This is a genomic window from Chitinophaga polysaccharea (assembly GCF_902150045.1).
In the GTDB taxonomy this organism is placed as follows: Bacteria; Bacteroidota; Bacteroidia; order Chitinophagales; family Chitinophagaceae; genus Chitinophaga; species Chitinophaga polysaccharea_A.
Map to the genome: position 1 here is coordinate 386,157 of NZ_CABFVU010000002.1, position 23,687 is coordinate 409,843.

Annotated in this window: 19 protein-coding genes; 9 read left to right on the forward strand and 10 right to left on the reverse strand. The window is 46.6% G+C overall.

What is annotated here, in order from left to right; translation table 11 throughout:
• Positions 1–88: 88 nt before the first annotated feature.
• Both FN124_RS16160 and FN124_RS16165 read right to left on the reverse strand, forming a co-directional pair.
• Positions 89–1,177: a hypothetical protein gene (locus FN124_RS16160; protein ID WP_142685829.1), complete on the reverse strand. Its 1,089-nt coding sequence runs from the start codon at positions 1,175–1,177 to the stop codon at positions 89–91.
• A gap of 183 nt (positions 1,178–1,360) precedes the next feature.
• Entirely contained in the window at positions 1,361–1,885 is a 525-nt protein-coding gene (locus FN124_RS16165) for a hypothetical protein (protein WP_142685830.1), read from the reverse strand.
• 73 nt (positions 1,886–1,958) lie between these two features.
• Here FN124_RS16165 and FN124_RS16170 point away from each other — a divergent pair, with 73 nt between their 5' ends.
• Positions 1,959–3,632 carry a TPM domain-containing protein gene (locus FN124_RS16170; RefSeq protein WP_142685831.1) on the forward strand — a complete coding sequence of 558 codons (1,674 nt, stop codon included), beginning with the start codon at positions 1,959–1,961 and terminating at the stop codon, positions 3,630–3,632.
• A gap of 71 nt (positions 3,633–3,703) precedes the next feature.
• On the opposite strand, the gene FN124_RS16175 is transcribed toward FN124_RS16170, so the two are convergent.
• Positions 3,704–4,525, reverse strand: coding sequence for a DUF6515 family protein (locus FN124_RS16175; protein ID WP_142685832.1), 822 nt, complete (start codon positions 4,523–4,525; stop codon positions 3,704–3,706).
• A gap of 129 nt (positions 4,526–4,654) precedes the next feature.
• A complete protein-coding gene (locus tag FN124_RS16180; protein ID WP_142685833.1) occupies positions 4,655–5,608 on the reverse strand; it encodes an ADP-ribosylglycohydrolase family protein in 954 nt (317 codons plus the stop codon).
• A 1,477-nt stretch (positions 5,609–7,085) separates the two neighbouring features.
• Here FN124_RS16180 and FN124_RS16185 point away from each other — a divergent pair.
• The gene (locus tag FN124_RS16185; RefSeq protein ID WP_142685834.1) at positions 7,086–7,982 is read left to right on the forward strand and encodes an aldo/keto reductase; all 897 of its coding nucleotides are present in this window, start codon (positions 7,086–7,088) and stop codon (positions 7,980–7,982) included.
• A 68-nt stretch (positions 7,983–8,050) separates the two neighbouring features.
• Positions 8,051–8,755 carry a DJ-1/PfpI family protein gene (locus tag FN124_RS16190; RefSeq protein ID WP_142685835.1) on the forward strand — a complete coding sequence of 235 codons (705 nt, stop codon included), beginning with the start codon at positions 8,051–8,053 and terminating at the stop codon, positions 8,753–8,755.
• Here FN124_RS16190 and FN124_RS16195 read toward each other — a convergent pair.
• Complete coding sequence (locus FN124_RS16195) at positions 8,703–9,734, reverse strand: fatty acid desaturase family protein (protein ID WP_142685836.1); 1,032 nt, start codon at positions 9,732–9,734, stop codon at positions 8,703–8,705. The genes FN124_RS16190 and FN124_RS16195 overlap by 53 nt on opposite strands.
• Positions 9,735–9,779: 45 nt before the next feature.
• A complete protein-coding gene (locus FN124_RS16200; RefSeq protein ID WP_142685837.1) occupies positions 9,780–10,760 on the reverse strand; it encodes a lysophospholipid acyltransferase family protein in 981 nt (326 codons plus the stop codon).
• 54 nt (positions 10,761–10,814) lie between these two features.
• Here FN124_RS16200 and FN124_RS16205 point away from each other — a divergent pair, with 54 nt between their 5' ends.
• From FN124_RS16205 to FN124_RS16220, 4 genes are all read left to right on the forward strand, one after another.
• On the forward strand, positions 10,815–11,648 hold the full coding sequence (locus FN124_RS16205) for an N-acetylmuramoyl-L-alanine amidase (RefSeq protein ID WP_260607471.1): 834 nt from the start codon (positions 10,815–10,817) through the stop codon (positions 11,646–11,648).
• A 197-nt stretch (positions 11,649–11,845) separates the two neighbouring features.
• A complete protein-coding gene (locus tag FN124_RS16210) occupies positions 11,846–12,235 on the forward strand; it encodes a hypothetical protein (RefSeq protein ID WP_142685838.1) in 390 nt (129 codons plus the stop codon).
• A 345-nt stretch (positions 12,236–12,580) separates the two neighbouring features.
• On the forward strand, positions 12,581–15,763 hold the full coding sequence (locus tag FN124_RS16215; protein ID WP_142685839.1) for a SusC/RagA family TonB-linked outer membrane protein: 3,183 nt from the start codon (positions 12,581–12,583) through the stop codon (positions 15,761–15,763).
• A 13-nt stretch (positions 15,764–15,776) separates the two neighbouring features.
• Positions 15,777–17,207, forward strand: coding sequence for a SusD/RagB family nutrient-binding outer membrane lipoprotein (locus FN124_RS16220; protein WP_142685840.1), 1,431 nt, complete (start codon positions 15,777–15,779; stop codon positions 17,205–17,207).
• 56 nt (positions 17,208–17,263) lie between these two features.
• On the opposite strand, the gene FN124_RS16225 is transcribed toward FN124_RS16220, so the two are convergent.
• A complete protein-coding gene (locus tag FN124_RS16225) occupies positions 17,264–18,499 on the reverse strand; it encodes a glycoside hydrolase family 88/105 protein (RefSeq protein WP_142685841.1) in 1,236 nt (411 codons plus the stop codon).
• Between the two features lie 130 nt (positions 18,500–18,629).
• Between FN124_RS16225 and FN124_RS16230 the strand changes: the two genes are divergently transcribed.
• Positions 18,630–19,280 carry a hypothetical protein gene (locus FN124_RS16230; protein WP_142685842.1) on the forward strand — a complete coding sequence of 217 codons (651 nt, stop codon included), beginning with the start codon at positions 18,630–18,632 and terminating at the stop codon, positions 19,278–19,280.
• A 192-nt stretch (positions 19,281–19,472) separates the two neighbouring features.
• Here FN124_RS16230 and FN124_RS16235 read toward each other — a convergent pair whose 3' ends face one another.
• Positions 19,473–20,258 (reverse strand): SDR family oxidoreductase, encoded by a 786-nt coding sequence (locus FN124_RS16235; protein WP_142685843.1) that lies wholly within the window; start codon positions 20,256–20,258, stop codon positions 19,473–19,475.
• Positions 20,259–20,367: 109 nt separating this feature from the next.
• On the reverse strand, positions 20,368–21,489 hold the full coding sequence (locus FN124_RS16240) for an acyltransferase family protein (protein WP_142685844.1): 1,122 nt from the start codon (positions 21,487–21,489) through the stop codon (positions 20,368–20,370).
• Positions 21,490–21,675: 186 nt separating this feature from the next.
• On the opposite strand from FN124_RS16240, the gene FN124_RS16245 reads away from it, so the two are divergent.
• Positions 21,676–22,731: a cellulase family glycosylhydrolase gene (locus FN124_RS16245; protein WP_185937234.1), complete on the forward strand. Its 1,056-nt coding sequence runs from the start codon at positions 21,676–21,678 to the stop codon at positions 22,729–22,731.
• A gap of 44 nt (positions 22,732–22,775) precedes the next feature.
• On the opposite strand, the gene FN124_RS16250 is transcribed toward FN124_RS16245, so the two are convergent.
• On the reverse strand, positions 22,776–23,357 hold the full coding sequence (locus FN124_RS16250) for a YitT family protein (RefSeq protein ID WP_142685845.1): 582 nt from the start codon (positions 23,355–23,357) through the stop codon (positions 22,776–22,778).
• Positions 23,358–23,687: the final 330 nt, after the last annotated feature.

Sequence of the window (23,687 nt, forward strand, 5' to 3'; positions counted from 1 at the left end):
AATCAGCCTAAATGAAAAGTGCAAGCGGAAATTGGCTTACCGGTGAGCCCGGTCCCGGCCAATGTTTGCCTGCACTTTCAGCAATAGCTTAATTCGCTGCTTTAAACGCTACTGATTCGATGACAACATCCAGCTTTTTCAGGGCTGGCATATCCGAGCGGAGTATTTTATCACCAGTAGCCTGGTCGTATTGTTTGGGATCGCCGGTGTTGTTGGCTTTCAGTATTACGATCACGTTTTTGCCTTCCAGGGCTCCGCCGTTCCAGCTGGTTACCATACCGCCGTTGGTCCATTCGAAAGCATTCAGTTTAAAGGGGCGGCCGTTTACCTTAATGAGTTTATCCAACGGATCGCCGGCTTTTATGCCATAAGGCGATTTCCATTTGGAGGGGTAGTGGGAGAAAGTAAGGATGTTGCCATTTTCACCGTCAAACTGTACTTCCAGTTCATTGTCTGTATCCGGGTATATCAGGTAGGCTTCACCGTCTTTTTCGCCGGAGAGGTTAATCGCGTCATGCTGGGTAACATTGTTGGCTCCGTACATTTCTACCAGTTGTTCGGGGGTGCGTACCTGGAACAGAGGGCGTACCTCCCAGTTTCGTGTATCCGCAGCCGGGGTAGCAGCATCTGTGTTGCCTGTTGCTGCGGCAGCAGTACTTTCATTGCCACCGGATGTGGTGGTAGGTGCGGCGGCTGCTGCCTGGTTGGCAGCGGCAACTTCAGCAATGGTCGCAGGTGGCTTTTTACCGGTCACCGGTCCTGTATAAGTAGCCAGGAAATCTTTTTTATCATCCAGGAGGGCTTTCACCTCTCCTTTGTATTTATTGGCGGTATAGGTGGCGATGGGAAATACGCTGTTGGTTTGAAGCCCCATACTGCGCAGGTTGGCAATAAACCGCTGCCGGTTGCAATCACTGTACTGGTAAAGGTATTTCAGTGCCGCGTCCAGGGCTACCGGGTCTTTTTTCAGGTCAAAAACAGTGGAGTCGATATCCAGGCCGGCATTACCGCTGCGGGTGAGCTGTTCGGCAATGTACCCCGTGATGGAGTCGTGCGGCAGCTGGTAATGGGCGGCCACCCGTGCGGAGAAATCGTCTGCAATATTCTGACTGAGTTTCGTTTGCGCGGTAAGTACTACCGGAACGAGCAGGGCAACCAATATGAAAAACCTTTTCATGTGAGCTGTATTGAGAATCTTTAAAACTAACAACGTTAAGTGGTTTGAGATCACTAATTTATATAATCTTTGCCACAGCAGTTACCATTACCGCAATAATAGCGGGAAATAGTAAAACGTATGGATACTGAAATATAGTATTTTTAGCAGCAGGGGTGCCAAAGAAATGGGACCTGCCATGTTTTATGGCCGGGGAGGTATGCTGTCGCGGATCCTGGTAAATATCCCGTACTGCTTTTTTATTTCCGCATACAGGTCATAGTCGGACGCGGATTTGATAAAGGAATAATCCGGCTGGTAGTATTGCATAAAAAGTTGCAGGCTGTCGCCGTCGAGCCGGGTCACCTTATTTACCAGCGACGGCGTGTATATACTGTTGATATACATCTCCTGTTCTTTATTCAATAACATATGCCGGAAGGCTATTTTCTTTTTATTCTTTTTAAACTGCGTAACCTGGTATAGCTTATGAATATCCACGGCAGTGATCTTGTAAACTTCATACCATTTTGGACGACGGAAAGTCATCTCTTTACTATACTCTTCCCGGAAAGCGGCAGAATCTTTAAAAAAATTATACTGTACAATATTCACTGTTTTCAGTTGTACGGGTGGTTTTACAGTGGTATCGGCAGGTTTGGTTTGTGCAAAACTGCGGGTGACTGCAAGGCAGGATAGTAGTATCCATATGCTTAAAACAGGCTTCATCAGCAGTTAAAATACTTTTTTCTGCTGAAAGGAAAAATTAAATAAACATATCTTCGGCACAGAAAATATCCCGATGAATTATCAATCGTTTTTATTCAGATGTTTGTTGCTGGTGCTGTTCACTGGTTTCCTGGCGTCATGTGATCAAAGTAAAAAACAAAAGTTCAGTGTAGAGGATGTTCCCGATCCGAAAAAATCAGGCGGGGGTTATGTAAGCAATCCGGATCATCTTATTTCCGATGCCGCGGTAAGTGAGCTGAATGAAAAATTATCGGTGCTGGATAAGGATGGCAAAGCGCAGGTAGCAGTGGTAATATTGCGTAGTATCGGTGATAATGAATCGAGGGATTTTGTCCATAAGCTGTTTAACTACTGGAAAATCGGGGATAAGGAGAAGAACAACGGATTGCTGGTATTGATGGTGGAAGATGCCCGCCGGCTGGAGTTTGAAACGGGGTACGGGCTGGAGGCCGATATGCCCGATATTATTTGTTTCCGTATCCAGCAGGAGTATATGATACCGCGTATCAAGGAGCATAACTATGACGCCGCGTTTACAGATGGCATCAGGTCTGTGGTTTCCCTGTTCAATAATGGCAACTATGCGTACGACAGGCTGCCGGAGCTTCCCCCTGCCGATGCCTCCCTGATGGCCGCCGACAGCACCGTGGAGGCATCTGCTGATGCACAGGCAGCGGACGGCGATGTGCAGGAGGCAGCCGTAGCAGACATGGCCACGGCGTCGGGAGATGCAATGGACGTAGCGCCGCAGTCGTTCGCCCAAACAGACATTGCCACCAACTCAGTGTCTAATGACTATACAGGGGATTTCTCCTTCCTGTCCGTGATATTCTGGTTATTCGCTTCGGCGGTGATGATGCATCTTTTTTTTGGGATGAAGGCCAAAAGACGGGACGACGATGCTGATGCAGAACCGTTGAAAATATCGGCCATCCCTAATGAATTCCTGCGTCCCCGCTGGATAGGGCTGATCATTATTCATGCCGTTGCTTTTTATATCATCTATTACATCACTACAAAGCGGCATACAGATGTAGGTTTCCTGAAAGTATTCCTGATCTATTACCTGGTGTGGCTGGCATTTATGCACGTGGCCGTACTCCTTATTGCAGCCCGTTCGGCGGTGATGCTCCGGAATGACGACCGGCATCTCAAATGGCTGCGGCTGGAGGTATTGCGCCGCGATTTACGGATAGCAGGTTATGTGTTTCCATTACCGTATTTATGGCTCTACCTGAAATGGCTGCAATACCGGCTCAATCATTTGCGGAATGATGTATATGAGTGCCCGCAATGCTCCCATCCGATGCACAAACTGGATGAAGCAGAAGATAACACTTACCTCGATAAAGGGCAGGTGATGGAGGAAAAACTGGAATCAGTGGATTATGACGTATGGCGCTGCGACACCTGTAACACCCAAACGGTACTGAATTACACCAACATGCGGTCAGGGCTTACAGATTGTCCTTCCTGTAAGCATAAGACGTATAAATGTAAAAAAACGGTGACCAAACGGCGGGCTACTACTTCCTCGGAAGGATGGGGGATCAGGGAGTATGTGTGCGCCTTCTGTGCCTATGCACACGATTATCAGTTTGTTATTCCGAAGATATCCAAATCCTCTTCTTCCTCTTCATCCGGAAGTTCCTCTTCTTCTTCTTCCTCTTCTTCCAGCTGGGGCGGCGGATCTTCCGGTGGCGGCGGAGCAAGCAGCAGCTGGTAAGCCTTGTTCCCGGAATAAAAAAGAGCCGGTGTAAAACCGGCTCCCCTGTTAAACTGAATAACTATATTGATTTAATTATCGGCATTCATCTTACCAACCACTTTATATCCTGCGATAGAATTATCGCTGTTCAGAACAGACTGGTAGTACATGCCGTCTGGTGATAAAAAGTACTGCTGACCATTGATATTCACGGTGCGGCAGTTATCCGGTAACTGTGAAATCATATCTGTGTTACCGGTTCCGTTGTCGGGATTGTTGTTGTTGTTGCTGCCCTGGTCATCGGTGATATTCACAGTTTTGTCGCCTATTTTACCATTTTTGCCTACTACAATATAACGGCGGCCGTTATCTGTCATGGATTCCTGGTAATAGGTACCATTCAGTTCATAGTAGGTGTTGCCGTCTACCTGTATTTCCTGTGCGCCATCCGGCAGATCCGGAACTGCAGCGCCAAGAGGGGCTTCCACTACCTTATAACCTTTGGAATCGCCGGTGGACTTATAATACGTTCCGCCGTAATAGTACATCGGGCCAAAGGAAGCGCCAAGGGAAAAGTAACCGAAAGGCAGTGAGGAAACATATAATCCTAATGGAGGAAAGAATGGATTGTAGTACGGGCGGTACCAGGGACGCCTGTAATAAACACGTCCGGGACCATAATATCCGTGATAATATCCCCTGTTTACCGGGGCTATCACCCGGGGAGAATATAAACGGGGAGATGTATACACCCGGCCGCTGGAACGGAACCCTCCGCCTCCGCCAAAATGAGCGCCGCCACCCCGGCTTCCGCCCTGGCCTGAATGAACACGTTGCGCACTGGCATTGTTTACTGTAAATGTGCCTAACAGGCCAACCAGCACAAACAGTATATAAAATCTGTTTTTCATTTCTTTAACATTTGGTAATCGTCTCTTCAGTATCTCTTTTCTGTTACTTGTTAGACGGCAAAAGGGAGCTGAAGTTTAACTATAATCCATATAAAGCAAAAATGCGGCCGGTTTGCTGAAAGGTACTGTTTATTGGGTGCTGGTAGTATTGATGGCGGCCATAAACCGGTTGGCGAGATGCCCTATTTCTACTGATTTTACCACCTGGCCGACCCATTGTGCTGGGAGCTGGTCAAAACCATAATGAAGGCCTGCTGCGGCGCCGGCCACTGCGCCGGTGGTGTCGGTATCTCCGCCGAGATTTACCGCTGCGAGCACGCAATCCCTGTAGCCGGATGTATTCAGCAGGCACCAGAGCGCACTTTCCAGGGTATGTATCACGTAGCCGGAGCTGATAATCTGTTGTTCCGGTATTTCGGCTATGTTTTGCTGTAAAACACGCTCATAAAGCTTTATTTCTGCCGGGTTGAAGGGTTGGGTACCCAGGTAGGCATTTACACTCCGCTGCATTTGTAAATACGCATCCCCCGGATTTTTTATGGAAAGCAACGCACGCAGGAATTCAACATAAATAAAACAGCCTAGTACCGACCGGAAATGCTGGTGCGTAATGCCGGATACCTCCCTGGTAAGCTGGTAACGGGCGTGAATATCATTTTCATTGATAAGGAAAAAGGCGAGAGGCATCATGCGCATCAGGGATCCGTTGCCGTTTTCAAATTCCTCAAAGCCGCCGCTAACCAGTGGGGAAGTGCCTGTGGCACAGCGTTGCAGGGCGCGGCGGGTAGTATGCCCGATATCGAAAACCTCGTTGTGCGCGCCCCAGTAGCCTTCCAACGACCAGCGGACGAATGTATCCGCCATGTTCTGAAGATTATAACCTGCAATGAGACTTTCTGCTGTGCAGAAAGTTAGGGAAGAATCATCTGAAAAGGTTCCCGGGGGCTGGTTCCAGCATCCATATCCGGTGAATGTGGTGATTGGGTTTTCTGAGAGATAACTGCGTGTTTTGAATTCTACCGGTACGCCCAGCGCATCGCCAATAGCGATACCGTAAAAAGCGCCTGTAATTTGTTGCTGCATGAGATGGAATAACTAACGTTAAAGGATGTATGTAAATGTGATAATGAATATACGGTTGATTCATTAATTCTGATAACCGGAATTTGATATTTATACAATAATTTTCTTAATTGCCATTATTCATTTTATTCAGCATTTTTTTGTGCTGTTCAGAATTGTTCATTCTCATAATGCCTGTAGAACGTGGTTTCGGAGAATGACAACGACCTATCTTTGCACTATCACGATGAATATATCGCTGAATGCAATTACCGAAAATCTGTTTTTTTAGTTTGTCCTGAGCATTAATATAACCTTATTATCACAGTTAACCCGGCTGCAAAATAAAGGTTATTCAACCATTACTGGTTCCGCTGAATAGCGGGCTATTCCATGTATTTATTTTATGATAATGAAAATTAACCCACATGCAATCTTTTTTGTTCAACAGGCATTTTCAAACATGCACATTTCTTGGGCATTACCATCACCAGTTATTTTCTTTTGTATTGAATTAACGAAAGAATTGTTGCTTCCCGTATGCCAGGTTCTGATCAGACGACAGAACAGACGGGCATAAGGAACAAGATGCAGCTGGTATGATACACCGGCAACTGGTCAGACCTGGTATTACCGGTTTACCTGTAAGGGAATGGCATGTGCACTTGCAGCTACAGTATTCATTGTTTGTTCCCGGCTACAGTTAACCAATCAAATACTTTCACAAGGGGTGATAGTACTACAAGAACGGACAGCTTTTCCAGGCAGTCCGGTTAATTCGATTATTAAGACAGAACATTTAGTCGAAGTCTTTGCGACGCTTGCTAAACGGGACCACTTATTCAGGTAGTCCCCTGATTATTGATCCTGTATATTTTTTAAAACGATAATTGGAGTGCAAATACAACGGAAATAGTAGGTCAGGACCGTTTTTCTAGACGGTCCCTCTTACAGAAATCATCAATATGGAGGTTCATAGCCCTGCATGTTGTTTATATATAAAGCCATATGTTAAACCTACCGGTGCAGAGAGATTATTTATGCTGCGATTGATTCGGAAAATCCGGGGGACTGTTTTTCCAGACGGTCCCCGATTTTTAAAAACCAGGCTGGGAAAGCCTTCCTGATATAATACTTTTCATGGGTTCAATTTGATTTTGGGTAAGTAAGGGGCCATCTTTCCAGATGGTCCTCATTTCTTCCACAGATCATAATAACCAGACATATTCACAATGGATCGGACATACTAAAAAAGCAGGGGCTGTTTTTCCAGGCGGCCCCATTCTACTGATCAACTCATGGTAATACGGTTGGAAGCCGTGCTTACTGCAACATAATTTATTTTAAGGTGGACGTAAAAAATGGATACAGGGGCTGTTTATCAAAACGGCCCATAATTTTTAAACGGATTTATATAAAAATGAAAGTTTTGGCTATAACTTCGTTATGGGCACACTGCATAAGTGTCTTTGTTAAAAACACCATAAACCCGGAATCCATGCAATATCATCTCCTCGGAAAATCAAATCTCGCTGTCAGTGAAATCGGGTTTGGCTGCATGTCGCTCGGTAGTGATGATGCCGCCAATGCAGGTCTCATTCATCAGGCCTGCGACAGGGGCATTAATTTTTTTGATACCGCCGATCTGTATGAATATGGGCAAAATGAAATCACTGTTGGTAAAGCCCTGAAAGACAGGCGTTCATCTGTTATCATCGCTACCAAGGTGGGAAACCAGTGGAGGGAAGACGGCAGCGGGTGGGACTGGAATCCGCGTAAAGACTATATCATGGCCGCTGTGGAGGCAAGTTTGCAGCGGTTGCAAACAGACTATATTGATCTGTACCAACTGCATGGCGGAACTATTGATGATCCCATCGACGATACGATAGATGCTTTTGAAACTTTACAACGGCACGGGAAAATACGCTGGTACGGTATCTCTTCCATCCGCCCCAATGTGATCCGTGAATATGTTAAACGGTCGCACATAGTGAGCATAATGATGCAATATAGCCTGCTGGACCGGCGGCCGGAAGAAACGGTCTTCCCGCTGTTACAGGAAAATAATATCGGCGTGCTGGCAAGAGGCACCGTGGCCAAAGGGCTGCTGGTTGATAAACCCGCAGCAGCCTACCTCAACTATACGGCGAAAGAGGTTGCAACAGCAGCTGCTGCGGTGAAGGAGGCAAGTACTTCTTCAAGGCACGCAGCACAAACTGCGTTACGGTTTGTATTGCAACAACCCGCCGTAACAAGTGCCGTTGCGGGCATACGTACCCCTGCTCAACTGGAAGATGCGCTGAACGCAGTAAATGCCTCCGCTTTATTGCCGGAAGAAATAAAGAAATTACAACAGGCAGTAGCAATAAATACTTATGAGCAGCATCGATAACACGATCCGCTGCTTCTTGTTTTCATACCGTCTGCGTTATATTGTATTCCATCTTAAAGCATGTTGCTATGCAAAAACTGAAAGTGGGAATGTTATTGTTCCCGGGGTTAACGATCCTTGATTTTACAGGCCCTTATGATGTATTTGTAAAAGCGCCCTGCTTTGAAGTGCTTATTATCGGTGAAACCACTGGTATTATCCAGGCAGAAGGGGGCCTGCTTTTACAGCCGGAAGTGGCCCTGGCCAATTGCCCGCAGCTGGATGTTATTTTTGTTCCCGGTGGCGCAGGAATCAATGCCTTACTCACTAACCCTGCGATTTTGCAGTTCCTGAGGGATCAGGCTGTAAAGGCAAAGTATATTACTTCCGTTTGTACCGGTGCTTTGATGCTTGCAGCCGCCGGGCTGTTGGATGGGTTTAAAGCCACTACACACTGGCGTTCGCTGGAGCTGCTGCGGATGTTTGGTGTGGAAACGCTGGAAGAAAGAGTGGTGAAAGACAGGAACCGTATTACCGGAGGAGGTGTAACCGCCGGTATTGATTTCGGGCTGGTGTTGACTGCCCTTATTGGTGGAGATGAAGCCGCCAAAATTGTACAGCTGCAGCTTGAGTATAACCCGGCTCCGCCTTTTAGGGCTGGCTCCCCGCATACTGCAGGGTTGCCGGTATTGCAGCATGCAAAAGAGCAGACCGCGTATATGCTGGAAACCCGGAAGAAAATTATCCGGCAACTATTGCAGGATCGGGCGCCCTCTTCAGCAGAGCCCTCCTGATGGTTCGTACTTCCCGCAAACTGATCATCCGGTCTTGTTCAGGATCCCATACTTTCAGCCGGAAACAGGCACAGATATCACGAAAACCAAGACTGGTGGTTTTAACCTGTTGCATGGCCGGGATGTTTTGCATTACTTCCGGTAAACGGTAAAATGGTATACGTGCGTTGAGGTGATGAATATGATGATAACCAATATTGCCCGTAAACCACTTCATAACAGGACTCATCACCATATAGCTCGAAGAAAGCAGCGCTGCTTTATCGTAACACCAGTCCTTGTTCACGTTGAATGTGACACCCGGGAAATTATGTTGTGCGTAAAAAAGATATGCACCAAGTCCGCAGGCAATGGTAAATGGAACCAGTACAAACAGTAGCCAGCTTTCCCAGCCCAGGAAATAAATTATCCCCGCACTGCCGCCAATATGGATGATGAGCGCCAGTAAAGAGTCGAGGTGTTTACGGGGACTGCTGGCAAAAGACTGCACACACATGCCTATCATAAACATCGACAGGTAGCCGGCAGCAATGGTAATCGGATGGCGGCTGAACAGGTAAGTTCTTCTTTCTGCCGGTGTAATGGATTCAAATTTTTTGCGGGTAATAATGGGATATGAGCCAATGCTGGCGCTGAATAATTTAGAATTATGCTTGTGGTGATAATCATGTGAGCGTTTCCATATACTGGACGGGGCAAGCACATAAATCCCGAAAGTAACCATGATCACTTCTGCTAACCACGATTTATGCAGGATGGCATGATGCTGATGATCGTGATAAATAACAAACATCCTTACAATCAGTAATCCTGAAAGAATACTGGCCATTATTTTCAACACCAGGTAAGGTAATGCCAGGGTGCCTGTTAAAGCCATTATCAACAGCAGTAGCGTTGATATTGTATAGAGCCAGCTTTTGGCCCTTTCTTCGCGCGCATATGGCTTTGTAGCCAATATCAGTTTTTTACCTTCCAGCATATTGTTGTAGGATAATCTGTCTATAGTTTTAGTAATGTAAAGAAATTATATAGCCGCAGTGCGTTTATGTTTCCATCTTTTGTGCGACCAGAGCCAGGTGGCCGGCTGGGCAACAATATCTTCTTCAAGTTTGCGGGTATGCGCGGCAGTGATCGCCCCATCTTTTTCTTCTGCCGGCGATGCAGTGAGTAGTTCTGCAGAAACAGTATAATAACCTCTTTTCTCACGTTGTACCGTTACATATACCACCGGGTAGTTCATTTTCTGTGCTATTTTCTCCGTACCCTTGAAAACAGGGGTATCCTGATGGAGGAAGCTGAGCCACTGCGCAGTTTTAGGTTGAGGCGCCTGGTCGGCAATGAATGCAGTGGCATTTACTTCGCCACGGTTTTGTACCATATCGCGGAAGGTATCCTGCATGGCAATCAGCTTGGTACCAAAACGCGTGCGCATGCGGTACATGAGCCCGTTAAAATGTTTATTGGCCAGCGGATGATAAATTACATACAATTGCTGCCGGCATAGGATACTGAACGTATTGCCCGCCCATTCCCAGTTGCCTTTGTGCCCCATTACCAGCACTACGCTCTTTTTCTCCGCTTCGAGGCGGTTAAAAAGCTCCACCGTGGCTGGCGTAAAGCTACAATGCCTCACCATCGCTGTTTTGCTGATGGTAAGAGTTTTAAATGTTTCGAGAAAAAGATCGCACAGATAGTGATAAAAATCCTTACATATACGCCGGATCTCCGCATCGCTCTTTTCCGGGAAAGAATTGCGCAGGTTCCGGAGAACTACTTTTTTACGGTAGCCCATCACATAATACAATAACAGGTATACTGCGTCGGAAACCAGGTAAAGAACACGAAATGGCAGGAGCGATAACGCGTAAATCAGTGGTAACAGCAAGTAGTAGGCAATAGCAGACAATATGGCATAGGTTTTTGATACTCCGAAAAGTATTATTGAAAATGTAAATGTATGGCTTAAAGAACACTTTTCATAGCATCCATGAAAAAAACGGCGCATTGGTTCATTTAGTATCTTTATTGTGTAGTGTTGTATAAACTTTAACAGATGCAGATGAAGACCATAGCCCGATTTGCGAGATATAGCTGCCTGCTGGCAATGATTGGCGGCCTTTCTTATTGTGCCCGAAATCCGTATGCTGCTACTAACAAGGTGTACCGGCAGGAAGCCAGGTCCTATGCAAAAACGCTGCGGCAACAACCTGGAGCGCTGAATGGCGCCAGTGGCATTGAATCCCCGTCCTGGGTGGGAACGGTGAACTTCAATATGCGTAAGCCCAATCTTGTTATTATACATCATACTGCTCAGAATTCGTGTGAACAAACATTGAAAACGTTTACCCTGCAAAGGACCCAGGTAAGCGCTCATTATGTGATATGCCGCAATGGAGCCATCCATCATATGCTGAACGATTATCTCCGCGCCTGGCACGGAGGTATTGCCAAATGGGGCAACCTTACGGATATCAATTCATCTTCCATCGGTATAGAGCTGGACAATAACGGCAAAGAGCCCTTCGATTCTGCACAGATCCGCAGCCTGCTGGTATTGCTGGATACACTGCAGCACCGATATAATATTCCTGCAGCCAACTTTATTGGTCACGGCGATATTGCACCTGGCAGAAAAGTAGATCCCAGCGCATGGTTCCCATGGAAGCAACTGGCGGATAAAGGCTTTGGACTTTGGTATAAAGATACCAGCGCCACCGTTGTACCCGAATCATTCGATCCGCTGCTTTCACTCCGGCTCATCGGTTACGATGTGAAAGACTCATCGGCCGCTATCATGGCCTTTAAGCGCCATTTTATACCGGGCGACAGCCTTCCCGGGCTTAATGATGCCGGCAGGAAAATACTGTTCAACCTGCAGCAGCAATATCAATGATCTGTAAGGAAGACACGCAACTCTGTTTTTACCCCTACGCGCATCACAGGATTATTTTGTGAAGTGAGATAAATATCATATATTGATAATGAATAATGAGTTGAAGAGAGATAAAAACCAAGATCAGCAATCAAAGAGATAGTTACCCGGACTTGTTATATATACCTATTCTCCATGTTATACTAATCTTTCTTGTTATGAAACATTCTTTGAGGTTCCCGTTATTGCTGGCTGCAGCCAGTTCCGCACTATTATGCTGGCCTCATAAACAGGCCGCCGCCCTGAAAAAGAATTACTACGCCAATGATTCTTCCTGCCTTGTAAAAACTGATGTCAGCTACGATTTTGCAGATAATCTGCACAAAAAGGTAAATGATATCATAGAAGATAAACTTGCGGGTGGTATTGAAGAAAATGGCAAGATTACCTGGGAAAATTCTCCCGATGCACCGGAGTATTACCAGGTAGTGCTGCGCAAAACAAAGGTGACCATTAAATACAAAGGCACTCTGTGTGAAGACAGGATGATCTGGCAAACTATTGAAGATTGTAAAGCTGAGCTGAAAAAATTGTTGGAAGCTAAATAGCTGATGTTTTGAAGATGATTTACCGGGAGATATTTTTCCCGGTAAATTTTCGAAGATTATTTTATTCATTCTGTTAAGTGTTTTCCGGGCACTTTATCCTATACAACAACCCGTTCCTATCGCCAGGATCTGCTCCCACCGGGTATTCTCTGCTAAATGTTTAGCATGTTCTTCTACTGGTATTTTTCAATCTATATAGTCTATAAATTTTGTAGATTAATAATTGTGGCTTACTTTTGCCCCCGATATCACCAATTGATTATACACCAAACAACAAATGCCAAAATCTGAACGGTGTACCATCTCCGCAAAGATCTGAGTCAACTTATAAATCAAGTACAAAGCATGAATTACGTAAAAAGGCTGTTATGGCTGCTGCCCGCTTTATTGTGGCTGCAGCAAAGCATGGCCCAGGAAATCAGGGTGAACGGGGTCATCACATCCCGCTCAGACGCACAACGCATACCCGGCGCAATCGTTCAGGTGAAAGGAACAGGACGCGGCACACAATCGGATCCGGATGGAAAATATTCGATCAGCGCACAGGTGAATGATACGCTGCAATTCTCCTCACTAGGCTTTGAAACAACGTTTGCAGTTGTTGGAAACAATAAAGTGATCAACATCTCCCTGGAAAACAGTAACAGGAAGCTGGAAGAAGTAGTAGTAACCGCGTTGGGTATTTCCCGCGAAAAGAAATCACTCGGTTATGCCGTACAGGAACTGAAATCAAAAGATTTTTCTGAAGCAAAGGAAACCAACCTCGTGAATGCATTGTCCGGGAAAATAGCCGGTGTGCAGGTAACCAACAGCCAGGGTAACCTCGGCTCTTCCCGTATCGTTATCCGCGGAGAAACCTCCATCGCCGGTAATAACCAGCCCCTGTTTGTGCTGGATGGCGTACCGGTAGACAACAGCCAGTTAGGCATAGGAACAGGCCGCGATTTTGCCAACGCCATTTCCGATATCAATCCCGATGATATTGCCTCCATCAGTGTGCTGAAAGGCCCCAATGCAGCTGCATTATATGGCTCCCGCGCATCCAGCGGTGTAATTGTGATCAAAACAAAAACCGGGAAAGATACGAAAGGAGGCATGGGCATTACCGTAAATTCCGGCGCTACCATTGATAAGCTCCTGATCCTGCCCGACTTTCAGAATTCTTACGGTCAGGGTACCGGCGGACAATTCTCTTATAAAGACGGTAAAGGCGGTGGTATCAATGATGGAGTGGATGAAAGCTGGGGACCCAAAATGGATGGTCGCCTGATCCCGCAATTCTTTTCCAATGGAGAAGCCGTACCATTTGTAGCACATCCTGATAACGTGAAAGATTTTTATGTAACGGGGTATACACTGAACAATGGTTTATCTGTAGGTGGTACCAACGAAAAACTGGATTACCGTTTCTCTTATAATAACACCAAACAAGGCGGTATTTTACCCAACACCGGTATTACCCGTAATACTTTCACTGCAAGCAACACTTTCCGTATTACACCGAAACTCACACTCAGCACTTACGCTAATTATGTGCGCAGCTCCGCTGATAATCTTCCTGGTGTGGACGGCAGACGCGGTAACAGCGTTACTCTCCAGTTCATCTGGTTTGGCCGCCAGGTAGATGTGAGCAAACTGAAAAATTATAAGAATGCAGATGGTACAGATTACAACTGGAACCATAGCTATTACAGCAATCCCTACTGGATCCAGAATGAAAATACAGTAGGCATGCTGCGTAACCGCTTCCTGGGCAATGCCCGGTTATCATACCAGATCGTGGACTGGCTCACCGCCAATTTCCGCATTGGTACTGACTACTACCAGGACAGACGCAAGTATAAGATCGCCTACTATACCAATGGTACGCCATTTGGCTCCTATACAGAAGACGCTTATGCAGTAAGTGAAACAAACGGGGAGTTTACATTGAATGCAAAGAAAAAGCTGAGTAGTGATTTTGATATAGATGTACTTGCCGGCGCCAACCTGCGCTCCAACCAGCTGGAACAGAACTACCAGCAGGCGCCCCGTCTTGCTGTAAAAGATGTATATACGCTGAATAACTCCCGCGATCCGCTTGTTTCTACCAGTCTGCTCAACAGGCAGAAAGTATACAGCGGTTTTGCAGCGGCACAGGTAGGCTACCGCAATTATGCGTTCCTGAATTTAACGGCGCGCAACGACTGGTCATCTACACTGCCAAGAGGCAACAACTCATATTTTTATCCTTCGGTAAACGCCAGCCTGATATTGTCGGAAGCCCTGCATATCCAGAGCCCGGCGCTCTCCCTGCTGAAACTGCGTGGTGGCTGGGCACAGGTAGGAAAGGATACAGATCCCTACCAGGAAATTAATACCTATCCGTTTAACCAACCGTTTGGCTCGCTGCCGTTACTCACTGTATCAGACAAGTATCTGAACAAAGATCTTAAACCGGAAATTACCACTTCAACAGAAGTAGGTGTGGAAGCCGGTTTCATCGATAACCGCGTACGGCTGGATGTTACTTACTACAGCTCTCATAGCCGCAACCAGATCCTGCTGGCGGATGTAAGCTCCACTACCGGTTACCTGAAGAAATTACTGAATACAGGTGAGCTGAGTAATCATGGTGTGGAAGTAATGCTGGGACTAACGCCCATCTCTACACGCTCTGGCTTCCGCTGGGATGCGAACATCAATTATGCGCGTAATGTGAGTAAAGTAATAGAACTGGATGCAGATGGATTTCTGACCAACTATGTACTTGGCAGCTCGGGTAATATCCAGGTGCTGGCCAGCAAAGGACAACGCTATGGCGCCCTTTACGGTACTGCTTATAAAAGAGACAGCGAGAACAGGATACTGGTGAATGCAGATGGCACTCCTTCAGTAGACCCGAGTAAAAAAATATTGGGCTACTATACGCCAAAATGGACAGGGAGCATTAACAATAGTTTCTCCTTTAAAGGCTTTAACCTGAGCTTCCTGATAGATACCAAACAAGGCGGCTCCATCTGGTCGGGAACCAACGCTACAGGTATGAGCACAGGCGTACTGGCCGCAACAATGCCTGGCCGCGACGAAGAGCACGGGGGATTGCCTTACTATAACGACGGTTCAAAAAATATCCAGCTGCCGGACCATAATGCTACCGCACCAGGCGGAGCTACCGTAAAGCACGACGGGATCATTTTTGACGGCTATACAGCAGATGGAAAGAAAAACACCGCCATCCTTTCTGCACAGAACTACTATAAAGCCGTATACAGCAGCAACCTGAACGAAAGCGCCGTATACGACGCCTCTTTTGTGAAGCTGCGTGAAATCAAAGTAGGGTATACCTTACCTGTTTCGCTGGTGAAGAAGTGGGGATTACAGGCGGTGAATGTGGCACTGGTAGGCAGGAACCTGGGATACCTGCATAAGAACACACCAAACATAGATCCTGAAACAGCCTTCAATACCGGTAATGGCCAGGGACTGGAAACGCTGCAGATACCTACTACCCGCAGCTTTGGCTTTAACCTGAATGTTTCATTTTAATGATTGAATGATTATGAAAAAGTTGTTGATATCTTTCTCTTTATTAATCGCTGCAATATGGCTGGCCGGTTGCCAGAAGGACCTGGAGCGCACTAATATAAATCCGAATGAACCTGTCGTTGTGCAGCCGGACTACCTGCTGAGCAACGGTATTAAAGCCAACGTGGATACTTACTGGGGCAGCGATGCCACCATGGAAACCACCCTGTTGTATATACAATACTGGGCTAAGATCCAATATCCTGATCCGGACCGTTATATTCCCGCTTCTACCAATATCCAGACGGTATGGAATAATTTCTATGCACAGGGTATAGCAGACTTTACCAAACTGGCAGAGCTGGGAGATACCCTGCACAATCCCAATTACAAAGCAGTGGGCATCATCATGCGTTCCTGGATTTTCCAGGTGCTTACTGATTTGTACGGAGATATTCCTTACACACAGGCAGGCAATATTGATAAATACCTTACACCGGTGTATGATAGTCAGCGGGTAGTATACAGGGGATTGCTGGCTGAACTGAAGAATGCAGTAAGCATTATTTCTCCCTCAGACAATCCTATCCTCGGAGACTCCTTACTGGCGGGAAATATGAATGGCTGGAAGAAATTTGCCAACGGGCTTCGCTCCCGTATTGCATTACGGCTGGCCGACCGCGATCCGGCTGCTGCAAAGGCAGTATTTGCCGAACTGGCTGCGGAAGGCAACTTTTTCCTGGCTGCCGGCGACCGTGAGGTAAAACTAAACTACCTCACTTCTCCCAACCAGAACCCGGTGGGCCGGAACAGGGAAACAAGGAACGATTATCGCATCAGTAAAACTGTGATCGATAAACTGAAAGCGCTGAACGACCCACGGTTAAGCATATACGCTGCACTACCAGCTGATACCAATGCATATATCGGTGTTACGAATGGACTGTCGGCCGATTCAGCTTCCCGCCTGGGCTTCAGTAAAACCTCTGATATTGGTGCAGCGTTTACAGCTACGCAGGCGCCTGCCTATGTGTTCACCTATGCAGAGCAACTGTTTATCCTGGCGGAAGCGGCACAGCGCAACCTGATCAGCGGCAATGCGGCCGACTTATACGCACAGGCTATCCGTGCATCCTTCAAACAGTATGGTGTTACAGGTACGCAGGTAGACACTTACCTTGCACAGCCTGCTGTAGCATATGATGCCAATAACTATAAAAAATCGATAGGAGAGCAGAAGTGGCTGGCATTATTCAGCGAAGGACTGGAAGCCTTTGCAGAATGGAGGCGGCTGGATTATCCGCAGTTAAAGCCTGCTTATACCGGAGCATTACAGGGTAAAATGCCGCTGCGTTTATCATATCCTTCTAGCGAGCAGGCATTGAACGGCGCCAATTACAAAGCAGCTGTAGCCCGCCAGGGGGCGGATCTGCTGACTACCAGGGTATGGTTTGATATGTACTAACAGAAGTATTCAGGGTGGCGGATCTGCAGGAGCTGTTCCTGCAGATCCGTCACTTTTTATTTTTTGTTATTTGCACGGTAGCGCATGATTTCAATACCAGCCTCTATCACGGGTCCTATACCGTGAAAGTCGTTTAATTCTGTTGGGCGGTTATAATAGAAAGAAAGATCTGCCGAAGTGTTTGTACCAATGCAAACGTCTTTCAATTGCCCATCTTCCTGTATTTTCTCTTTTACCAATCCTTCCCAGCCCCTTTCCGCAATAGTGATATAACGTTTATCGAGCCAGCCCTCATTTACGCCGCGTGCAATAGAATATACAAACATGGCGGTACAGGAGGTTTCCGTATAGGAATCTGTACGGTCCAGTACCTGGTGGAACAGGCCACTGGCCGATTGGTATCTGGCGATGCCGAGGATCTGCCGGGTAACATCTGCAATCACCTCCTGCCTGCCGGGATGATTAACGGGCAGGTAATTGAGCAGCTGCACCTTTGCCAGCATGATCCACCCGTTGGCACGGCCCCAGTGCGCAACGCCCTGCCTTTTCAGGTCTTCATAGTAATAGTGTACATACAATTCATTCCGTTCATCCCAGAGGTAGTGTGAAAAATGTTTTACCTGGGCAACGGCATCGTCGAAGTAGGAGTTGTTGCCGGTGAGCTTGCCCATGCGTGCAAGGAAAGGAACGCTCATGTACAGGTCATCGCCCCATAGGGTCCATTTGTAAGGGTAAGGCCGGCATAAAGTGCCGTCGGGCAGCCTTTCCTGTACTTTGCTGATATGGTTGGCCGCTTTATCGATATAAGCCTTGTAATCGCTTCTTTTTATTTTTTCGTAAACGTCTATCAGGCTGGCTCCCATGGCGCCGCAATCATCCAGTACACGGGTATTGATTAACTGGTTAAAAGGAAAACCTTTGTATTTAACTCCTTTTTTACTGAGTGCCTCAAAATAGGCGTAGTTGTCGAACGCAAAGGCTACATGTTTCTGCGAAAATTCGGTATACTTTTTATCGTTCAGGTATTCCCCCAGATCTGTCATAGCAATATTTAACACACCATTGGGATAATGCCATTCACTCAGGTGATCTGATATCCTGGCCGTTGTACCGGCAGGTATTTCCCTGCTGCTGCTCCAGGTTTCATTATTATCTCCTTTGAACCGGAAGGCGGCGTGGGCAATTGCATAGTCGGCTACTTTTTTTACAACTGCAGCATCGGCGGAGTTATCCTGCGACAAACCGGTAAATGGTAAGGCCAGGCCCAGGAAGAGAAGGGTTTGCTTTTTCATATGCGGAACTTTATTAGTACAATATAACCTGCATTCTCGATTTATGCAAACGATTGCATGAAAAATACTTGGATCTTAATATAATTTATTTTAATTATGTGTTTAAGATCGGTTTTAAATTATCGGGATCATGCGTAAAATACGGTATAGGCTATACGAAGAACGAAAATACTTGTTTACTATGGCCTTGTTGCTGTTAACAGCCTGCCGGCAGAACAGTATAGAAGAAGCAGATAACATTGCGGTAGCGGCGCCTTCGGAAAACATCCGGCCGCTTACAGACGAGGAAGATTCCCTGCAGGAGATCAGGCGTAATATTTCCTGGGAGCAGATTGAAGTTTTCCCTTTTGCCCAAGCGCTTATTAATAATAAAGTGCCGTTGTTTACCACCAGGCAGCGCCTGGAAGCAGCCATAGGTGCGGCAGACAGCATAGTTTCTGCCAATGGGGAAGATGTTTGCGGATCGCAGTTTGAGGAAGATTTTGATTTTTTCTATAAAGACGGATCCACTTTTGAACATTGTAAGGATTCACTGGCTTGCGAGGAATTTGTTTTTACAGATAACAATTCACTCACCGCGGGGAAAGTTACGCTCACCCGCAACACTACCTGGGAAGATGTAAAGCGTTTTTATCCCAATGCGGTATTGCAGGCAGAAAACGAGGGTAAAAAAGATATGATCATACTCCGTGATTCCTATAATAAAGACAATGATAGCAGTGTGCAGCTACATTTTGAAAATGGCCGCCTGGTAAGGGTGGTCAATTTTATACCTTGTTAAGAGCGGATTTTGTCTGACTCAGGATTAAACTGATTACGCTGATTACGCTGATTTGATTACTTTGGATTTAAAAGGATTTGGGGAGATTTAAGCCAATATATCCGCCTAAATCTCCCCAGGTCCTTTTAAATCAGTTATAAAATCCTACAAAAATCAAATCAGCGTAATCAGCGTAATCAGTTTAATCCTGCGTCAGACAACCGGCGTTTTCCCTCCATCCACAGCAGTGGAGGTACCTGTAATGTAAGCCGCAGCGGGCGATGCCAGGAATGCCGCCAGCGCAGCTATTTCATGGGCTTTTCCAAAACGCTGCATCGGAATTTCTTTCAGCCATTCAGCTTCTACCACTTCGGGCGATACATTGCGCGCAGCCGCGCTGCTCTTAAATAATCCTTCCAACCTGGCCGTGGAGGTGGAGCCGGGTAACACATTATTCACCGTAATCCCATGTGGCGCCAGTTCTGTGGCAAGGGTTTTGGACCAGGCAGCAACCGCCCACCGGGTAGTATTGGATACTCCGAGGTTTTTTATGGGTGCTTTTACAGAAGTAGAAATAATATTGATAATACGGCCAAAACCTGCGCTGATCATTCCGGGTACAAATATCTGGGCCAAAGCCTGGTTACACAGCAGGTGCTGTGAAAAAGCGGCGGTGAATGCAGCAGCGCCGGCTTCCAGGATAGGACCTCCTGCAGGCCCGCCGGTATTATTGATAAGTATATGAACGGGGTCGCTTGCCGCGATTTTTTCTGCTGCAGCCGTTACCTGTGTTATATCGGAAAAATCCGCCACTGCATAGCTGTGTTGCTGCCCGCTGGCCGTACTAAGTGTTGACAGCGCCGCTTTTAACCGGTCTTCATTCCTTGCAAATAAAATACATTCAGCGCCCAGCAAAGCCAGTTCTGTTGCTGTAGCCAGTCCTATGCCCTGAGAGCTGCCGCACACGAGCGCTGTTTTTCCTTTAAGTGAGAGGTCCATCCGTAATTATTTTATGTACAATGTAGCAAAAAATGTGTTATGTATATAAAAGGAGAAGGGAAGATCGCTGACCTTCCCTTCTCCCTTTATTTTAGTAAGATGATATTATTTATACGCGAACATAGATCTTTTTCCTGTCGAGGATAAACCCTACCAGCCAGCAGGTGAGCATGAACGCCAGCGAAAACAGCAGCGATCCGAACTTACCCGGCGACAATGGCTGGAAGATGGTGTCATTGATCCACTTGTAGAGTGAATCGCCATTCACCATAAAGAAAAAGAACAGGATAGCCAGCACTTCCGACAGGAGATAAAGGAACAAAGGGTTTTTGCCAAATACCGTAAAGAAACCGCTGCCTTTGGTAAAGCCGAGGATATCTATCACAAAAATCAGCAGTGACAATAACAGCAGATCAATTCCTACTGTAAGTAATACATAGGAACTGGTCCATAGTTTTTTATTGATGGGGAATACTGTGTTCCACGCATAGGCCAGTAGCAACAGCAATATACCCATGCCCACCATGCGGCCCAGGCCCACTTTCGTTCTGCCTTGCTGCTGAACAAACAGCCCGGTGTAATAACCTGCCACTACATTTACCACCGCGGGAATAGTGCTGAGGATACCTTCGGGATCAAAGGCAATGCCTTCACCATGGTACATGTGGCTTTCACCTAAAATTAGTTTATCGAGCAGGATACCTGCGTTGCCTCCCATGGTGTACTGTTCACCTGGGGTGCCGCAATACCACATGATAGCCCAGTATCCCAGGAGGAATACGGCGCTTACAGCCCATACCACTTTTTTAGAGCAGTAGTGGATGAGAAGGGAAGCAATACAGTAGCATAAGGCAATACGCTGCAGCACACCCAGTATGCGGGTATCGCTGAATGGTTTGAATACAAGCCCGTTATCGGTATGATGTACAAACGGGAACCAGTACATCAGGTATCCGAGAAGGAAAATGATCAGGGTACGTTTAAATATCTTTCCCAGCACCGCTGAATTTCCCAGTTGTTCATATTTCCTCATGCTGAAGCTCATGGCATTGCCTACAGCAAAAAGGAAAGAGGGAAATACCAGGTCGGTTGGTGTCCAGCCATGCCAGGCAGCATGGTCGAGTGGCCAGTAAGTTCCACCAGTACCGCCTGTATTCACTATGATCATGAAACAAACAGTTAGCCCGCGGAATACATCCAGCGGTAAAAAGCGTTGAGAGCTTTGTGTCATTTCCCTTTAATTGTATTGGTTGATAAGATGGTAAGGAATGAAAGAGCGTTGAGCTGACTACAATATATACATCTAAATTTCAAAATCCAAATATGAATTCCCGGGGAGAGTAACAAATTGAGACATATGGACTAACGTGAGACACGTATAATTACTATTTTGGTAACTCCACTAAAAAGTTACGTTATGAATTACCGATTTATTGCGTTGTGCGTGGCCGTGCTTATCCAGATGAGCTGCAAACAACCCGAAAAAGGTTTATGGTCAAAGGAAAAGGCCAATGCCTGGTATGCAGGCAAAGACTGGATCAGGGGAAGCGATTTTATTCCAAGTACAGCTATTAACCAGCTGGAAATGTGGCAGGCTGCAACTTTTGATACCGCTACTATTAACCGGGAGCTGGGCTATGCCGAAGGCATCGGGCTGAACACCATGCGGGTTTACCTGCACCATGTGCCCTGGGTGGTTGATTCTGCAGGTTTTAAGCAACGGATAAGTACTTACCTGGACATCGCCGACAGGCATCACATCTCCACCTTATTCGTATTTTTTGATGATTGCTGGGACAGCACTTACCAGGCCGGTCCCCAGCGGGCGCCCAGGCCGGGTATCCACAATTCAGGCTGGGTGCAGGATCCGGGCCTGGCTATCCATCAGCGCCCCGCATTGGTAGATACATTGGAAAGATATGTGAAAGATATACTGACATCTTTTGCTGACGATAAGCGTATCCTGTTATGGGATCTTTATAATGAGCCCGGCAATTCCGGCCATGGTAACAAAAGCTTACCCCTGCTGGAAAAAGTGTTTGCCTGGGGAAGAGAGGTGAATCCCTCACAGCCTCTATCAGCCGGTATTTGGGACTGGAAGCTTAAAGACCTGTCGGCATTCCAGGAGGCGCATTCAGATGTGATCACCTATCATAACTATTCCCCGCCGGAAGAACATCAACGGGATATTGACACCTTGCGCCGGTTAGGAAGGCCGCTGATCTGTACTGAATATATGGCCCGTACCCGCAGCAGCCGTTTCGATAATATTATGCCTTTGCTGAAAAAGGAAAATATCGGCGCCATTAACTGGGGACTGGTAGCTGGTAAAACCAATACCAAATATGCCTGGAGCACTCCAATGCCCGATGGCAGCGAGCCTCCTACCTGGTTTCATGATATTTTCCGTCCGGATGGAACGCCTTACAGCGAGGAGGAAGTGAAAGTGATCCGTGGGCTAACCGGTAAGTAATATAGGCCGGCAGCTTACAGGATATCCTGTAAGCTGCTGCCAAACTATTTTGAGAATCCCCTTCCCAATACTTCATGTACTTCGTGTATCACAACAAAAGCTTCGGGATCCGTTTCCTGCACCAGTGACTTGAGGCGCATAAATTCCTGTTTGCCGATCACCACATATAATACTTCTTTGGGCGCGCCGGTAAAGGCTCCGTGCCCGTGCAATACGGTAGTGCCGCGTTTCATTTCGCCGGTGATCTTTGCTGCAATGGCTTCTGTTCGTGCGGAGATAATGGTAATGGCGCGTTTGGTGTTAAGGCCATCTACAATATAATCTACCGCCCTGGCCCCGATGTATACCGCAATAAAGGTATACATGGTTTTTTCTATGCCTATTATAAAGGAAGAAGATATGATCACAACAATGTCGAAAATGAGCATAGCGTTACCCAACGACCAGCCGAAATATTTATTGAATAATCTTGCCACAATAGCGGAGCCGCCTGTGGTACCGCCTGACAGGAATACCAGGCCAATGCCAATGCCTACCAGCAGGCCGGCAAATATAGCCGCCAGTAGCGGGTTGGTGGTAACCGGTGTGAATGTGTTTTCAGTGAGACAAAGGGCTGAGTTACCCATGCTGATAAAACAAAAAAATCAGAAAAAAATCAGGCAAATATTTGGAATTAATAAAACTCGATGTATATTTGTCTACCAAATCAGTAGACTAATAAGATCTACCACCACAGGGAAGCATCAGGCAAACGCTTCCGGCATCCTTTGATCCACCAGCAAGGTGTTGCTGCCATCATTATTGAAAAATGTGTAAATAAAAATACACTATGAAAAGGCACACGCTAACTAGTGGAATGCGATACCACACGCAAAATACAGTGGTAAATATCACCAGTTCCCGTTACATTCAGATAGCAGGCGCTTATTGTAGCCGCTGTTGAAGAAAAAATCTTG

Bases quoted from the DNA above. Each gene is read 5' to 3' on its own strand.
- FN124_RS16160 (WP_142685829.1), bottom strand. From the start codon at position 1,177: ATGAAAAGGTTTTTCATATTGGTTGCCCTGCTCGTTCCGGTAGTACTT.
- FN124_RS16165 (WP_142685830.1), bottom strand. From the start codon at position 1,885: ATGAAGCCTGTTTTAAGCATATGGATACTACTATCCTGCCTTGCAGTC.
- FN124_RS16170 (WP_142685831.1), top strand. From the start codon at position 1,959: ATGAATTATCAATCGTTTTTATTCAGATGTTTGTTGCTGGTGCTGTTC.
- FN124_RS16175 (WP_142685832.1), bottom strand. From the start codon at position 4,525: ATGAAAAACAGATTTTATATACTGTTTGTGCTGGTTGGCCTGTTAGGC.
- FN124_RS16180 (WP_142685833.1), bottom strand. From the start codon at position 5,608: ATGCAGCAACAAATTACAGGCGCTTTTTACGGTATCGCTATTGGCGAT.
- FN124_RS16185 (WP_142685834.1), top strand. From the start codon at position 7,086: ATGCAATATCATCTCCTCGGAAAATCAAATCTCGCTGTCAGTGAAATC.
- FN124_RS16190 (WP_142685835.1), top strand. From the start codon at position 8,051: ATGCAAAAACTGAAAGTGGGAATGTTATTGTTCCCGGGGTTAACGATC.
- FN124_RS16195 (WP_142685836.1), bottom strand. From the start codon at position 9,734: ATGCTGGAAGGTAAAAAACTGATATTGGCTACAAAGCCATATGCGCGC.
- FN124_RS16200 (WP_142685837.1), bottom strand. From the start codon at position 10,760: ATGCGCCGTTTTTTTCATGGATGCTATGAAAAGTGTTCTTTAAGCCAT.
- FN124_RS16205 (WP_260607471.1), top strand. From the start codon at position 10,815: ATGAAGACCATAGCCCGATTTGCGAGATATAGCTGCCTGCTGGCAATG.
- FN124_RS16210 (WP_142685838.1), top strand. From the start codon at position 11,846: ATGAAACATTCTTTGAGGTTCCCGTTATTGCTGGCTGCAGCCAGTTCC.
- FN124_RS16215 (WP_142685839.1), top strand. From the start codon at position 12,581: ATGAATTACGTAAAAAGGCTGTTATGGCTGCTGCCCGCTTTATTGTGG.
- FN124_RS16220 (WP_142685840.1), top strand. From the start codon at position 15,777: ATGAAAAAGTTGTTGATATCTTTCTCTTTATTAATCGCTGCAATATGG.
- FN124_RS16225 (WP_142685841.1), bottom strand. From the start codon at position 18,499: ATGAAAAAGCAAACCCTTCTCTTCCTGGGCCTGGCCTTACCATTTACC.
- FN124_RS16230 (WP_142685842.1), top strand. From the start codon at position 18,630: ATGCGTAAAATACGGTATAGGCTATACGAAGAACGAAAATACTTGTTT.
- FN124_RS16235 (WP_142685843.1), bottom strand. From the start codon at position 20,258: ATGGACCTCTCACTTAAAGGAAAAACAGCGCTCGTGTGCGGCAGCTCT.
- FN124_RS16240 (WP_142685844.1), bottom strand. From the start codon at position 21,489: ATGACACAAAGCTCTCAACGCTTTTTACCGCTGGATGTATTCCGCGGG.
- FN124_RS16245 (WP_185937234.1), top strand. From the start codon at position 21,676: ATGAATTACCGATTTATTGCGTTGTGCGTGGCCGTGCTTATCCAGATG.
- FN124_RS16250 (WP_142685845.1), bottom strand. From the start codon at position 23,357: ATGGGTAACTCAGCCCTTTGTCTCACTGAAAACACATTCACACCGGTT.